We start from the raw sequence: 14,391 nt of genomic DNA, 5'->3' as shown, positions 1-14,391 counted from the left end.
GGATCTGGATCATGAAGAATTCCCGCCGGCATTCGAACTTTTTCATCGCGCGTCCCCTGTTTTATCTTGCGCTATCATTCCTCGTAATTGGTGGCATACCGGGTCGTGCCCTCGATCCCAGTCAGAAACTTGCGCGCGTAAAAGACATTGCTACGATTGAGGGGATTCGTGACAACCAACTGGTGGGTTACGGAATTGTCGTCGGTCTGCAAGGCACCGGGGACAGCCAGCAGACGACGTTTCCAATTCAGACGCTCGCCTCAACTCTGCTGCGGATGGGTGTGAGCGTACCGGCCAGATCTATTCGTGTTCAAAATTTGGCAGCAGTGTTTGTGTCTGCCACACTTCCCCCATTTTCACGTTCTGGCACTAAGCTCGATATCACCGTATCATCGGCGGGTGACGCTCGCAGCCTTGAAGGCGGGCTGTTGCTGATGACTCCGCTCTACGGCGCGGATGGCAATATCTACGCGCAGGCACAAGGGCCGCTGGTCGTTGGGGGCTATGCGATCAGCGTCAATGGCAACGTCAAGCAGATGAATCATCCCAACACGGCTCGCGTCCCGTATGGGGCGATTGTCGAACGTCCGGTTCCACTCGACATTGATCATCGAAATCAATTTTCTCTTCTATTAAACGACGCCGACTTTCGCAGCGCTGAGGCTGTGGCGAACTCGATCAATGAGAAGCTTGGCCGCGCCGTTGCTCATCCTCTCGACAGCCGGCGCGTCACGTTGAATGTCAGTCCCGGTGAAGAGGTTCCGGCCTTTCTCGCGGATGTTGAGTCGGTTGAAGTTCCGATCTATCCTCGCGCGAAAGTTATCGTCAACGAGCGTACTGGAACAGTGGTTATTGGCGGTCGGGTCGTTCTACAGCCGGTATCGATCCTGCACGGCGGACTTGCGGTCAACGTCGTCAGCGAATTTCAGGTCTCGCAGCCCGGACCTTTTTCAGACGGAAGTACGAAAGTGGTCCAGCAGACGAACGTGGACGCAATCGATAAACCGGTCAATCGTATTGACCTGAAACAGGGCGCTACGGTCGATGATCTCGTTCGGAGTCTGCAGGCCATCGGAGCCTCGGCCAGAGACGTGATTTCCATTCTGCAGGCGATGAAATCAGCCGGAGCACTCGAAGCGGAGATCGAAGTCCAATGATGATTCAAGGCGCTATACCTGCACAAACGACCGCAAACAACGACAGCAATAACCGAGCCAGGCTTGCCGATGCGGCGCAGCAGTTTGAAGGCATACTGCTGCAGGAGATGCTGAAGCCAATGCGTACCGGCAATTCCGATGGAACGTGGAACAGCGAAGAACAGGGCTCAGACGGCAGCGAAGACACCATCAACAGCTTTGGAGTACAGGCTGTTGCGACTGCGATCGCCAAAGGCGGCGGACTTGGAATTGCGCGGCAGGTGATACAACAGGTCACTGCCGAGCATAACAAGATGCAGCCAAAGACAGCCTCAATGGACCTGCATCGATCCTGAAAGATGCAAAACGGCCACAGCTTTTATGAGCTGCAGCCGCCAGTTCATGCAAAAGCCGAGGGGGCTACTCTCCGTAGTAGTCCAGGCCGAGATGCGTAATCAGATCCTCACCCATGATGTGACGCAGAGTATTCTTCAGCTTCATATTCTGGATGAAGAGGTCATGCTCCGGATAAACACCTGGCGCAGAATCGGGATCCTTGAAGTAGAAGCTGAGCCACTCCTGAATTCCAAGGCCGCGCAGTGAAGACGTTCGGGCAGCAAGATCCATAAAGAGGATAAGGTCGAGGGCCAGCGGTGCTGCAAGGATGGAGTCACGGCAGAGAAAATCGACTTTGAGCTGCATGGGGTAGCCCAGCCAGCCGAAGATGTCGATATTGTCCCATCCTTCTTTGTTATCTCCGCGAGGGGGATAGTAGTTGATTCGGACCTTGTGATAGAGATCCTTGTACAACTCAGGATGCAGCTCAGGCTGGAAGATGTATTCCAGAACGCCAAGTTTTGAGACCTCTTTCGTCTTAAAGGATTCCGGATCGTCGAGTACCTCACCGTCCCGGTTGCCGAGGATATTCGTCGAGTACCAGCCGGAGACGCCGAGATTCCGCACCTTGAAGGCTGGAGCAAGCACCGTCTTGATGAAGGTCTGTCCGGTCTTGAAGTCTTTGCCGCAGATAGGAGCTTCCATCTGCCGGGAGAGTTCCCTGAGCGCTGGGATGTCGACGGTAAGGTTGGGAGCACCGTTAATGAATGGAATGCCCTCTTTGAGAGCGGCCCAGGCATAGAGCATGGACGGAGAGATGCTGGGATCGTCTTCAACAAGGCCTTTTTCAAAGGCAGCGAGCGACTGGTGCACTGCCGTCTGTTCCATATAGATCTCGGTGGAGCCGCACCAGATCATCACCTGCCGGTCGGTGCGCGTTTTAAACGCGGCGATGTCGTTGCGAATCTGATTAGCGAGATCGCACTTGTTCTTTCCCGTCTTGACGGACTTGCCTTCCAGCCGCTTGACGTAGTGCTGATTGAAGGCGGCGGGCATCGGCTCGATGGATTCGAGAAATGGGCGAATCTGCTGAAGGTGATCCTGATCGAGCACCTGTGCAGTTTTTGCCGCGTCGTAGAGATTACCGCCGAAGATGTCCCAGCCTGTGAACACAAGATCGTCGAGCGCGGCGAGCGGAACAAAATCCTTGATGAGAGGACTGCGACCGTCAGTACGTTTACCGAGGCGAATAGTGCCCATCTGTGAGGTGGAACCGATCGGTTTGGCGAAACTGCGTCGCACGGCTTCAACACCGGCGATGAGTGTTGTTGCAACCGCTCCCATGCCGGGGATCATGACACCTAGTTTTCCTTGAGCTGGTCTGATGCTGGAGGCCGCTTCGTTGCCGGCGGCGGGGGATATGGACATTGTCTGGCAGCTACCCTTCCGTAGATACGATTTTCCGTGGGAACGGAAGCGCCAGTATGGAGCAGCGTGAAAGAGCAACGCAACCAAAGTGCCCGATTTTACAGGCGTAAACGCTAACGAGACTTTAGCGGTAACGCAAAAATTCATGCTGAAAGGCTGCCGCAATTCTCAAGGCCTATAGGCAGAATTGCGACAGCCAGGATGGCAATAACGAACGCAAACTATCGATTGGAAAATTGCTTCAGAGAAGCAAATCGAAGTACGGATATCGGAAGGAAGCTATACCTCTTCGGCCTGCATGCGGTTGCGCCAGTGCGTCCACACGAACCATACGATGCCTGCAACCAGAACCAGTTCCACGCCGAGATGAAAGCGGTGGAAGATCTCCTTGAAGCGCGGATCGGATTCCCAGCGATCACCAAGCTTCATGCCGACATACGCCAGCACATAGCACCAGGGCCAGGATCCGATGAAGGTGTAGAGGTGGAAACGCACCTGAGGCATCCGAGCGATTCCGGCAGGTAGCGCGATGAAGGTTCTTACGACGGGAAGGAGGCGTGCGACCAGAACGGTGATTCCACCGAACCGGTGAAAGAATTGCTCCGTACGGTCCAGATCGTGGCGACTCAATAGAACAAATCGTCCAAATCGTTCAACGGCTGGACGTCCTCCCCAAGCGCCCAACCAATAGGCTGGGATCGAGCCGAGATTGCATCCGATGGCGCCAGCCGTGGCGACCCAAACCAGCTTCAACTGACCTGTATGAACCAGGTAGCCGGCAAATGGCATGATGATCTCTGAAGGGAGCGGAATACACGCGGACTCGATGCCCATGAGGAGAGCGACACCGATATATCCGCCAGCAGAGATAACCGAGATGATGAAGCCGGCTACCAGAGTGATGAGTTTTTCGGACATGCAGTCGCAGTATATCGGGTCAAGACGAAATTCTGATGCTTTTAAGGCCTTATAACCGACGTAGACGCGCCAAAATGACTTGGAATTTCAAGTGCTTTACCATAGAAGGTGATCCGCCTTCCAAGAAATTCCCGGCGCAGAGGCCGGGTTCTGGAGAAGGCCCACGCCTCAGGAGAATCGCCTCATGTCCGATACAGTCGCTTCCGTTGGTGCCGAGACCGTTTCCGCCCCCGCAAGGCCGGCGAGCAGCTACAGTGCGAAAGCGCACGATCCCTCGAAGGGTCCTATAAAGCGGCAGATCGTCTGCTTCAGCTTTTACAAGGTGATGCCTGAGTGGAAGAGGCTTCCGGCAGAGGAACGTGCCCGGCACAAGGCTGCCTTTGCCGAGGTGCTGGAGAAGTGGAATCGTCCCGGCGAGTTTCTGTCGATGACCTACTCCACCGTTGGCACCCGCGGCGACGTGGATATGTGTATATGGTCGATCGGTTATGCGGTTGATGAACTGAATCGCATGCGCAGCGAACTGCTCTCGACTCCGCTCGGAGGTTACCTGACCGCTCCGCACAACTTTCTCGCGATGACAAAGCGCTCTCAATACCAGATTGACCGGCCGGACGAGAGTGAGGGAGAAGGCCGTGGAGCCATTCGCCCCGGCGGACAGAAATACATCTTCATCTATCCGTTCTGGAAGACCCGCCCCTGGTATCTGCTTCCCGCCGATGAGCGGAAGCGCCTGATGGATGAGCACATCCGGATCGGGCTCAGCTATCCGCGTGTAAAGCTGAACACCACTTACTCCTTTGGGCTCGACGATCAGGAGTTCGTGGTCGCCTTTGAGACTAACTTTCCGGAAGACTTTCTTGATCTGGTGCAGCAGTTGCGTGAGACGGAGATCAGCATGTATACCCTGCAGGACACTCCCATCTTCAGCTGTGTCCGTCTCTCGCCAGTCGAGATGCTGGATCGTCTGGGATAAACGATGGCGGTTGCCAGATCAAAGAACAAAGAGGCTGCAAAACAGCCACAAAAAAACGCACGAAAAAGACGCGATCCGATTGCGCCGGAGCGGATCGCGTCCATTCTCGCGATTCTGGAGCGGACCTATCCCAACGCAGTCTGTGCTCTGAATCATCGCAATGCGTGGGAGCTGACAGTAGCTACGATTCTTTCGGCGCAGTGTACGGACGTGCGAGTCAATCTGGTCACACCAGCTCTCTTTCGCGCCTTCCCTACCCCGAAAGCAATGGCAAAGGCTTCATTGCCGGAGATCGAAGAGTTGATTCGCTCCACAGGCTTCTTCAGAAACAAAGCGAAATCGATTCAGGGAGCTGCGCGTATCGTCGTTGAGCAATTTGGCGGCGAAATCCCCAAAACCATGGACGAGATCCTTCGCCTGCCCGGAGTTGCGCGGAAGACAGCCAATGTCGTTCTCGGATCGTGGTACGGAATCGCGGACGGCGTTGTGGTCGACACTCACGTGATGCGTCTTTCGCGGCGCCTGGAGCTTACAAAGCACACTTCGCCGGACAAGATCGAGCGCGATTTGATGAAGATCATCCCGCAGGATCACTGGATCAGCTTCTCCCACGAACTGATCCATCACGGAAGGCAGGTCTGCATCGCAAGGAAGCCCCGCTGCATCGACTGTACGCTGGAGAAACTTTGCTTCTCTTCTGATAAAACCTGGACCTCTCATGCGGGGACGGATTGATAGAGGCTCGGACTACACGGCTGTTCTGAAGTAGTGACAGATTGCCTCAGCCAACGCAGAGAGGGTGGCTTCTCCGGCTTCAATGTCCGGTTTGAGGCCCAATTCGACCATTACGCGCGAAGTGATGGGACCGATGGAGGCCAGCAGGATGCCGCTGGGGAGTTGCACCCCTGCCCTGTCCAGCAGGTCCATCAGGTTCCGAGCAGTCGAGGCACTCGTAAAGGTAATCACATCGGGAGCCTGCCCTGCAGAAGCGAACATCTTCCGTATGAGCGAAACAGAGCTTGTCGGAACACGATTTCGATATGCTTCAACAACCGTGAGGATCGCTCCGGCATCTTCGAGTGCCTGCGGTAGGACATCGCGCGCCACCGCAGCCCGGATCAGAAGTACCTGACGGCCTGAGACCAGGGGCGCCAAAGATTCAGCGAGATCTTCTGCAACATATCTGGCTGGCTGAAGCGTAACGGATATGCCGAGCCTCTCGATTGCTCGCCCCGTGGATGGGCCAATAACCGCCACATTTCCTGGGGAGATGGCGGCGGGGCGGCGGGCCGCAAAGACATCGACGGCATTCGCGCTCGTGAAGACGAGCCAGTCGAATGTGTCCAGCTTTGCCAGAGCATCATCGAGAGGACCATAAGAAACCGGAGGGATGATCTCAATGGTTGGAACGATCTCGACGGAAGCTCCTGCGGAGCGAAGATGCTCCGAGAGTTCAGAGGAACCCGCCTTTGTCCTCGTAACCATGACACGCCGGTTCGCAAGCGAAAGGCTCTCGCAGGGCATTCAGGACACCTTCGCTACGGTCTCTCGATCAGGAAGAACTGGCAGGCCCTCCACCGGCTTGTGCAACTCCTGCAGCGAAACCGTCTCGTCCATGAGAGGGAGAAAGATCCGAAAGATGGTTCCAGCCCGGCCATTGGAAGATCTGCGACGGGAACGGACCCGTATACTGCCACGATGCTTCATCACGATTTCGCGCGAAATCCAGAGCCCGAGGCCGGTTCCTGTAATGTCCTTCGTAGAAAAGAACGGCTCGAAGATGCGCTCACGCGTATCAGCATCCATTCCCATTCCATTGTCCGCAATCGTCAGTACAACTCCTGAGCGCCCAGAAGTCCATTCCGTGCTGGACCGGCTTCGCAGAAGGATCCGGCCTCCGGGCTGCACGGCATCAATGGCATTGCTCACCAGATTGGCGACAACCTGGCGCAACTCACCATCATGGCCCAGGACGGGAACATCGACTCTCAGATCACGGATCACCGCAATCTCCATCTGTCGAAGGCGAGAATCTAACAGCGTTACAACAGCTTCAATCAATTCATCAAAGTCGATGCGGCTGGGCCGTGTCGAAGCCCGATAAAATCTCAGGGTCTGAACGGTGATCTGGGAGACGCGATCCAGCTCCTTCTGGGCCATTTCCAGGTAATGCCGGGCATCACTGGGAAGGTTGGCTTGCGCTACCAGATACAGGCAGTTGGTAACTGCCTCTAAAGGATTGTTGATCTCATGGGAGATCGACGCGGCAAATCTTCCGGCGACGGCCAGCTTTTCCGTGCGACGAATGAGCTCCTCGCTCTTCTTCTGGAGGGAGAGGTCGGCGAGAAAGATAGCGATCTGTCTGCGGACCTCAGCAGCTTCAGAGTCGAGAAACGACATCCCGATCAGAGTGTCGACCGAATGACCGTCCGCTTTTACGCAGCCGGCCTCAAAGGGCTCCAAGCTGGAGGCAGAGGAGATCAGATCGTTCAAACGCTCGGCAAGAAGAGGAGAGATATCGAAGAGAGTTACCGCCCCGGAAAGAAGATCGTCGCCTGAGTATCCCAGGAGGCGTTCTATGGCTGCGTTCGTGTAGATGATCTTCCCCGAAGAATCGCTGATCAGAAATCCCAGCGGCAGCGCTTCCACAAGGGATTGAAAACGGGCCTCACTGGCCTTGAGTGCCTGCTCTGCAGCAAGACGATTTTTGCGTGTAACGGCTTCATTGCGTTCGCGTTCAATTGCGGGGATGAGACGCGCCAGATTCTGTTTCGAGACATAGTCATGCGCTCCGGACCGCATTGCATCGACGGCAGTCTCCTCAGAAACCGCACCGGAGAACATGATGAAAGGAATATCGAGCTTGGTGGAATGCAGCAGCTTAAGTGCAGCCGGCCCGCTGAAACTGGGTAGGTTGTAGTCCGCGAGAATTACATCGGGCGGAGAAGACTGCTCGAGCTGCCGCTGCATCTCAGACGCAGTTTCGACCCGTGTCAACTCAAGTGAATAGCCATGGCGGCGCAGATGCCGTTCCAAGAGAAATGCGTCGTCGGGAACATCCTCAACCAGCAGAACTCGAAGTCGATTTGAGGTCACACCTGCGGGGCACATTCGTTGAGTACCAGCCAATACATTCCAAGTTGCCGGGTGGCCTCTGCAAAATCGGAGAAGTTTACCGGCTTGCGGATATAGCTGTTAACGCCAAGCTGGTAACTGCGAACTACGTCGCGTTCTTCGTCAGACGACGTGAGGATTACGACTGGAAGAAACTTTGTCGTCTCGCCGGCACGAATCCTTCGCAACACCTCAAGACCATCGATCTTCGGAAGCTTGAGATCCAGCAGTATCACCTGGGGTAGGATCGCATCTTCGCTGAAGAGCAGTTTGAGAGCTTCCTCACCATCCCGGGCAACACGAACTTCATTTGCTATGTTCGACTTCTTCAGGGCTCGAATCGTAAGCAGCTCATGGTCCGGGTCATCTTCCACCAGGAGAATCAGCTTAGTCGCTTCAGTCATCTCGTTATCCTAACGTAAACCAGAATGTGGCGCCATGATCGACTACCCCCTCTCCTGAGAGCGTGCCGTGGTGTCGGTGAATGATGCGGGCCACCGTTGCCAGCCCGATTCCGGAGCCTCGGAAGTCCTTATCCCCATGGAGACGATTGAAGGCGTTAAAAAGTCTATTGGCATAAAACATGTCAAACCCAGCGCCATTATCCCGGATGAAATAGGCCTTCTTTTCCGGATGCCAGCCAAACTCAATTATGCTCTCCGGCTTTTTGGAGCTGAACTTCACCGCATTTCCGAAGAAGTTCTCCAATGCGACCCGAATGAGACGCGGGTCTCCGTCCGCCTCCAGGCCAGACTCAATGAAGAACTGCACGTTGTGCTCCGGATTCTCCTCTTGCAAGACAGAGGCGACGGACTTCGCCAGCTCACTCATATTGAAGCGCTCGCGCGTAATCTCCGCTCGCGTAATGCGCGACAGCTGCAGCAGCGCGTCGATCAGCTGCCCCATGCGCTGAACGCCGCTGCGAACGCGATGGATGTAATCGCGCCCGGTTGTATCCACCAAGTCCTGGTAGTCCTCCTGCAAAGCTAAGGAGAACCCATCGATCGTACGCAGCGGAGCGCGCAGATCGTGAGAGACGGAGTAGCTAAATGCTTCCAGCTCCCGGTTTGTGGCCTCCAGCTCCTGGGTACGTTCGCGCACTCTTTGTTCCAGAGATTCATTGAGTGCACGAACCTCTTCGGTTCTTTTGTCCGCCTCCTGCCGGGCTAAAAGAAGATTCTGTGCGTCAATCTCTGCGGCCAGACGCATTGCTCGCTCTGTTGCAAAGTAACGGAACAGGAATGCGATAAACAGAAGATCGAGAGCGCTGGCAAGAGCAATGATGTAGTGCGCCTTCCGGTTATCACGATCGGCCGCTTCCGTTCGAATCGCCAGCAACCGCCTCTCTTCGGACTCAATCGCATCGGCAATGCGCCGAAGATGGTCCATCTCATTCTTCCCGGTTCCGTTCAGGACAAGGGCTTGTATTGTCTCACGATCGTCTCCCCGACGAAGATCGATTCCCTGCTGCAGCAGGTTGAGCCGCTGCTCCAGCACCGCCTTCAACTCCGTAAGCTGACGTGTATCAAATGAGCTGTCTGCAGTAAGGCCGGCAAAGCGATCCAACTCCTCAGGGAGCTGCTGCCGGGCGGCTTTATAAGGCTCGAGATAGCGATCATCTCCAGTAATGAGGAAGCCACGGCTGCCAGTCTCCGCGTCCTTTGCGGAGCCCATGATGCTTTCCACCTGATTGATCACCTGCCAGGTGCGAGCTACCGCAAATTCGCTATCGTGGAGCGACTGGATGGCGCGGAACCCCAGCCATGCGTTCAGCGATACCACGAGTGCGGCAAAGATAAGGAAGGCAGGTATAAGTAAGCGGCTAGGTTTGGAGTTCATCCCTGTGCCCATAAGATGCCTATTCCCTTCAACAGGTTGGAACCATGGACTTTACCAGCTATCCCTCACTCCCGCGATGAGTGGAGCGCCGCCCCTTTTTGATGGGAGGCGCAGCGCTCGGAGGATGCACCTTCTCTCCACCGTTGCCGTTGACCGGACGTCTCTGCCCTGGAGTTTCAATGACGGCTCGCATCCAGTAATTTCCCTGTTCGTCGACTTCGATTCCATGTACCTCGCGCTCGAATCCGGGGAACCGCTTGCCGAATTCTTCAGTAGCCAAAATCAGCTGGATGACAGGACTATCCGTACCTCCTAACCGCTCCCCAGGCATACACATGGGAATTCCCGGGGGGTATGGAACCAGCATGACAGCGCCGATACGTCCATGCATCTGAGTGAAGCGAATCTTCTCAGTCTCATTACGGAGTAGCTTTTGATACGTCTGTGCCGGCGTCAGAACCGGATCAAAATCCTCATCGCAAGCCTCACCAACCAGGTTAGGAAGGTTCAGCTCCACCATCGCTGCGTGCATCTCGTCAGAAAGCTCCTTAAGGGTGGAGTTGCGATACCGTTGCGGGTATTTCGCGACCAGCTCCGGCAGAGCCTCCTCCAATGGAGCTTCACTGTCGTAGAGCCGCTTGAACTCAAACAGGTTTTCCAGCAGCGATCCCCATTTGCCTTTCGACGTACCCACTGAGAACAGAACCAACACCGTGTAGTCTCCGGTTCTCGCAATCTCGACGCGACGCGAGTCCAGAAACTCCGTAAGAATTGCAGCCGGAATTCCCCAGTCGCTCACCTGCCCCTGGGCGTTTACGCCAGGCATCAGGATCGTGACCTTGGTGGGGTCCAGCATGCAGTATCCATCTGCAATGTCTTCATCCTGGAAGCCGTGCCAGTCCTCACCCGGCTTAAGCGTCCAGCAGGAGGACTTCTCGCCCAGCACCTCGTCCGGAGTTTCCTCAAAGACGTGCCTCTCCCCTGTCGAAGGATCCGTCACCTGGTCGGGCTGGAAGAGGCGGAAGAACCAGCCCTCTCCATTCTCGGCAGCCCGCAGACGATGGGCAACCGAGCTCATTGCCTTGCGGAAGCTGATTGCGTCCTGGATGGTCTCGTTCATCAGGGTGGGGCCGGCAGGTTCATCCATCATCGCCGCCGCAACGTCGAGCGAAGCGATGAGTGGGTAGAACGGCGAGGTAGTTCCGTGCATCATGAACGATTCGTTGAACTGGTCGAAGTCCAGCGGTGCGCGGGGACTCAACTTGACGTGAACCATTGATCCCATTGAAAACGCCGCCAGCATCTTGTGAGTCGACTGCACGGAGAAGATTGTGGGCCTGTCCGGCACATCATCGGGAACATCCATCGCAAAGCGCCCACGATAGATCTTGTGAAACTTCGCATAGGCGTACCACGCCTCATCAAAGTGCACCCGCGGAACTGACTTCGAAAGCTCCTCGACTACCCGGTTGACGTCGTAACAAAGCCCGTCATAGGTCGAATTGGTCACAACAGCATAGGTGGGACTCTGATTTTCAACCCCCTTGGTCAGGGGGCTGCGATCGATCAGACCGCGGACGAACTCCGGACTAAACCGCTTCAGAGGCACCAGGCCGATCATCCCGTAGCCGTTGCGTGTCGGCTTCATGTAGACAGGACGCGCCCCTGTCACCGTCAGCGAGTGGCAGATGGACTTGTGGCAGTTTGCGTCGGCAAGAACGATGTCGTCCTGAGCGATCACACCATGTCCGATGATCTGATTCGAGGTAGAGGAGCCTCCCAGGACGTAGAACGTCCAGTCTGCGCCAAAGATGCGGGCAGCATTGCGCTCTGACTCTCCTGGAGGCCCAAGGTGATCGAGCCAAGAGCCAAGCTGCGCGGTTGAGATACCGAGATCGGAACGGAGCAGATTCTCGCCGAAGAATCTCTGAAACTCCATGCCGACCGGATGCTTCAGATAAGCGACTCCGCCCATGTGGCCGGGGGCATCCCAGGAGTAGGCACCCTGATCGGTGTACTTCTTCAACTCACGGAAGTAGGGCGGCAGCAGCTGCTCATGATAGCGCTCTACTGCGAAGTCGACACGGTTAGCAATGAAAGCAGGCGTATCGCCAAATAGATGGATGTACTCGTGGACCTGCTTGACTACCTCAAGCGGAAGTTCGCTGACGAGGGTACGGTCTGCAATCAGAAAGATAGGAATCTTCTTGTTGCGATGGCGGACACCGCGAAGGATTTTAAGCGCCGCACGCTCATCGAACTGGTTCTCACCTTCAAGATCCCAGTCCAGAAGGATTGCCGAATACGATGGATCCGAGGTCACAAGCGACAGGCCGTCCTCTGGCGTGGAGGTACGGATCACCTGATAACCTTCCTCCCGGATGGCCTCAACCAGACGTTCCATCGCCCGGTCCGAGACTGAATCCGTTCCACCCACTTCACTCGCAATCAGCAATACCCAACGGCCTTCGTTCAATTCCACCTCGCAACCTCAAATAACAATTAAGCAGTCTATAGCGATTTCAAGCACAAATATGTGAATCCCCGGCCCGGCGATGAGCCGGAGATTCGTCCACCACGTCTATTGGACGGAAGTCGAAAGGATTTCCATTGCCCCACGCGCTTTCAGTTCATTGGCAACCATCTCTCCAAGCGTTTCTGCATCGGAAGAAGAGGGCACTTCGAGATCAAGAGCCACCATGGACTCCCCATCGAGGGCTACCACCTGCGCGAAGATGCGCCAGCGATCAACCTCCGGTACGCAATGCACGCCGATAGGGATGGAGCATCCGCCGCCAAGCGCCTCCAGGGCCACGCGTTCGGTCTCAACACAAAAACGGGTCTCGGGATGATCGAGCGCAGAGACTGCCTGACGGACAAACAGGTCGCGAGCCTCGTCCAGGGGATGCGACGCGCTTCGCGTCTCGATAGCAAGAGCGCCCTGTCCGGGAGCAGGACAAAGCTCATCGGGCGAAAAACGTTGATGCGCCCATTCTGTGCGGCCAAGGCGGTCCAAACCCGCCGCCGCCAACACAAGCGCATCGCACTCGCCTGCCGCCAGCTTCTTCAGTCTGGTATCGATGTTGCCCCGCACATCTACAAACCCTACATCCGGCCGCAGTGCCAGCAGCTGGGCCTTACGACGTGGGCTGGTCGTTCCGATTCGACCTCCGAGAGGAAGTGTATGGAGCGCCCAGTAAGGTTCGCAGACCCACACATCTCTCGCGTCGGCACGCTTTGGAATCGCCGTCAGAGCAAATCGAGACTCCAGTTGTGTCGGAAGATCCTTGAGAGAGTGGACAGCAAGGTCGATGCGTCCCCCCGCGAGTGCCTCCTCGATCTCTTTTGTAAAAATTCCCTTACCATCCAGCCCTGCCGGAAGAACAAAACCCGGCGACTGCATGCGGTCGCCCGTCGTGCGTATGACCTCGATCTCAGCGGCATAGCCCGCATCCCGAAGTGCTGTAAGCACATAATTGGCCTGCCAGAGCGCAAGCTGAGAGCCACGAGAACCTATGCGAATGGGGGCGAACATGACCTACTCAGAATAAGTGATTTTGCGATGAAAATGTGGCACGAACACGAAGAGGTGAGCGACAACGCGCTCACCTCCCCTGCTCCTCCTTCATGAAGAAATCAACGACCGTGGCCACCGCCGTGGAAGCCTCCTCCCCCACGCATCCCTCCGGCTCCGCCATGGAAGCCTCCGACTCCACCGTGTGATCCGATCGGAGGATGTACGCCGATTCTTCCGCGCGGGTAGCCACCTGCATATGGCCGTCTTCCGTAGTAGCCATAGCCGCGATGCCCCGGATAGTAGAAGCCTCGGCCATAGCCACCATAGATAAAGCCTCCGCCGCCTATGTAGTAGGGGGAGTAGAAGCCATAACCGAAGGGGCTCCAGAAAAGTCCGTTTCCCGGAAGCCAGGTATAACCAAACGGCCCACCTGCCCAATACCATCCGGGGTAGAAGTTAGGGCTGTCCGCATAGGCCGCTGCAAGCTTTTCGTTTGCCTCGCCCAGATACTGGGATCTGAGACTGCTCCACTTGTATAGATCGTCTTTCGCACTGTCCTTGTCGAACTTCGCCGGTTTAACCGGTTCGCCATTCAGGACGATCTGCCGGCCGCCCTTCACCTTAACCGGCTTGACGTCGGTATTCAGATTGGCACCGGGAAACACACGCGCCTCGCCATCGAAGACCCTGACCGAGGAGTTGCTGGCATCGAATGCGTACAGGCCCTTCTTGGTCAGGTGGGCCTGGCCGTTCGGCAGATCCACAAGTAGCAGATTCTCATCGTGCAGTTCATCGACTTCCACATTGGCGCGCCCCCGCATCACCCTTACTTCGGTCCGCGTGAGGTCGGGAGATACCATCTCCACTGTAGTATCAGCCCCCAGCCTTAGAAACACTCCCGGTGTAAGCAGGACCTCTATCTTCCCCTGCTCTGTTGAGATTGACTCATCCTTTGCAACTACGGTATTGCCTACAGACTGGGAAGAGAGTTGTTGGCCATTGAGCGTGGCCTGTCCCTCGACGTAATTCAGAGTTCCTGGGCTGGCTGGACTCGCATTCTGCCCGTACGAAAATGCGCTCAGAGTCGCCAGGAAGAGAAGAAATGCTTTCAACCTTGGCATTTTTTA

13 protein-coding genes are annotated in these 14,391 nt (G+C 55.9%); 4 read left to right on the top strand and 9 right to left on the bottom strand.

Features of this window, described 5'->3' with window-relative positions; all coding sequences use genetic code 11:
- Positions 1–11: 11 nt before the first annotated feature.
- Together GWR55_RS04135 and GWR55_RS04130 are read left to right on the top strand one after the other, a co-directional pair.
- Positions 12–1,157, top strand: coding sequence for a flagellar basal body P-ring protein FlgI (locus GWR55_RS04135; protein WP_162401130.1), 1,146 nt, complete (start codon positions 12–14; stop codon positions 1,155–1,157).
- Entirely contained in the window at positions 1,154–1,492 is a 339-nt protein-coding gene (locus tag GWR55_RS04130) for a hypothetical protein (RefSeq protein WP_162401129.1), read from the top strand. Before GWR55_RS04135 ends, GWR55_RS04130 begins: the two co-directional genes overlap by 4 nt.
- Before the next feature lie 64 nt (positions 1,493–1,556).
- On the opposite strand, the gene GWR55_RS04125 is transcribed toward GWR55_RS04130, so the two are convergent.
- Positions 1,557–2,900, bottom strand: coding sequence for an inositol-3-phosphate synthase (locus GWR55_RS04125; RefSeq protein WP_162401128.1), 1,344 nt, complete (start codon positions 2,898–2,900; stop codon positions 1,557–1,559).
- 279 nt (positions 2,901–3,179) lie between these two features.
- Positions 3,180–3,818, bottom strand: coding sequence for a DedA family protein (locus GWR55_RS04120; protein WP_162401127.1), 639 nt, complete (start codon positions 3,816–3,818; stop codon positions 3,180–3,182).
- Between the two features lie 184 nt (positions 3,819–4,002).
- On the opposite strand from GWR55_RS04120, the gene GWR55_RS04115 reads away from it, so the two are divergent.
- Both GWR55_RS04115 and nth read left to right on the top strand, forming a co-directional pair.
- Positions 4,003–4,794: a chlorite dismutase family protein gene (locus GWR55_RS04115; RefSeq protein ID WP_162401126.1), complete on the top strand. Its 792-nt coding sequence runs from the start codon at positions 4,003–4,005 to the stop codon at positions 4,792–4,794.
- Positions 4,795–4,797: 3 nt separating this feature from the next.
- The gene (nth, locus tag GWR55_RS04110; protein WP_162401125.1) at positions 4,798–5,529 is read left to right on the top strand and encodes an endonuclease III; all 732 of its coding nucleotides are present in this window, start codon (positions 4,798–4,800) and stop codon (positions 5,527–5,529) included.
- Between the two features lie 12 nt (positions 5,530–5,541).
- Here nth and GWR55_RS04105 read toward each other — a convergent pair whose 3' ends face one another.
- From GWR55_RS04105 to GWR55_RS04075, 7 genes are all read right to left on the bottom strand, one after another.
- Positions 5,542–6,318: a uroporphyrinogen-III synthase gene (locus GWR55_RS04105; RefSeq protein ID WP_162401124.1), complete on the bottom strand. Its 777-nt coding sequence runs from the start codon at positions 6,316–6,318 to the stop codon at positions 5,542–5,544.
- On the bottom strand, positions 6,319–7,890 hold the full coding sequence (locus GWR55_RS04100; protein ID WP_238398635.1) for a hybrid sensor histidine kinase/response regulator: 1,572 nt from the start codon (positions 7,888–7,890) through the stop codon (positions 6,319–6,321).
- The gene (locus GWR55_RS04095; protein ID WP_162401122.1) at positions 7,887–8,312 is read right to left on the bottom strand and encodes a response regulator; all 426 of its coding nucleotides are present in this window, start codon (positions 8,310–8,312) and stop codon (positions 7,887–7,889) included. The genes GWR55_RS04100 and GWR55_RS04095 overlap by 4 nt, the downstream gene beginning before the upstream one ends.
- Positions 8,313–8,316: 4 nt before the next feature.
- The gene (locus tag GWR55_RS04090) at positions 8,317–9,747 is read right to left on the bottom strand and encodes a CHASE3 domain-containing protein (RefSeq protein WP_162401121.1); all 1,431 of its coding nucleotides are present in this window, start codon (positions 9,745–9,747) and stop codon (positions 8,317–8,319) included.
- Between the two features lie 58 nt (positions 9,748–9,805).
- Positions 9,806–12,229 (bottom strand): Orn/Lys/Arg decarboxylase N-terminal domain-containing protein, encoded by a 2,424-nt coding sequence (locus GWR55_RS04085; RefSeq protein ID WP_238398634.1) that lies wholly within the window; start codon positions 12,227–12,229, stop codon positions 9,806–9,808.
- Between the two features lie 99 nt (positions 12,230–12,328).
- Entirely contained in the window at positions 12,329–13,282 is a 954-nt protein-coding gene (gene hemC / locus GWR55_RS04080; protein ID WP_162401120.1) for a hydroxymethylbilane synthase, read from the bottom strand.
- Positions 13,283–13,383: 101 nt separating this feature from the next.
- Positions 13,384–14,385 (bottom strand): FecR domain-containing protein, encoded by a 1,002-nt coding sequence (locus GWR55_RS04075; protein WP_162401119.1) that lies wholly within the window; start codon positions 14,383–14,385, stop codon positions 13,384–13,386.
- Positions 14,386–14,391 lie beyond the last annotated feature (6 nt).

This window comes from Edaphobacter sp. 12200R-103 (genome assembly GCF_010093025.1).
Lineage (GTDB): Bacteria > Acidobacteriota > Terriglobia > Terriglobales > Acidobacteriaceae > Edaphobacter.
The sequence above is the reverse complement of the archived record's forward strand: the minus strand, read 5'-3'. Positions and strand labels throughout refer to the sequence as shown.

What these genes read in the sequence shown, in the direction of transcription:
- GWR55_RS04075 (WP_162401119.1), bottom strand. Translation starts at nt 14,385, where the DNA reads ATGCCAAGGTTGAAAGCATTTCTTCTCTTCCTGGCGACTCTGAGCGCA.
- GWR55_RS04135 (WP_162401130.1), top strand. Translation starts at nt 12, where the DNA reads ATGAAGAATTCCCGCCGGCATTCGAACTTTTTCATCGCGCGTCCCCTG.
- hemC (WP_162401120.1), bottom strand. Translation starts at nt 13,282, where the DNA reads ATGTTCGCCCCCATTCGCATAGGTTCTCGTGGCTCTCAGCTTGCGCTC.
- GWR55_RS04105 (WP_162401124.1), bottom strand. Translation starts at nt 6,318, where the DNA reads ATGCCCTGCGAGAGCCTTTCGCTTGCGAACCGGCGTGTCATGGTTACG.
- nth (WP_162401125.1), top strand. Translation starts at nt 4,798, where the DNA reads ATGGCGGTTGCCAGATCAAAGAACAAAGAGGCTGCAAAACAGCCACAA.
- GWR55_RS04120 (WP_162401127.1), bottom strand. Translation starts at nt 3,818, where the DNA reads ATGTCCGAAAAACTCATCACTCTGGTAGCCGGCTTCATCATCTCGGTT.
- GWR55_RS04125 (WP_162401128.1), bottom strand. Translation starts at nt 2,900, where the DNA reads ATGTCCATATCCCCCGCCGCCGGCAACGAAGCGGCCTCCAGCATCAGA.
- GWR55_RS04130 (WP_162401129.1), top strand. Translation starts at nt 1,154, where the DNA reads ATGATGATTCAAGGCGCTATACCTGCACAAACGACCGCAAACAACGAC.
- GWR55_RS04115 (WP_162401126.1), top strand. Translation starts at nt 4,003, where the DNA reads ATGTCCGATACAGTCGCTTCCGTTGGTGCCGAGACCGTTTCCGCCCCC.
- GWR55_RS04095 (WP_162401122.1), bottom strand. Translation starts at nt 8,312, where the DNA reads ATGACTGAAGCGACTAAGCTGATTCTCCTGGTGGAAGATGACCCGGAC.
- GWR55_RS04090 (WP_162401121.1), bottom strand. Translation starts at nt 9,747, where the DNA reads ATGAACTCCAAACCTAGCCGCTTACTTATACCTGCCTTCCTTATCTTT.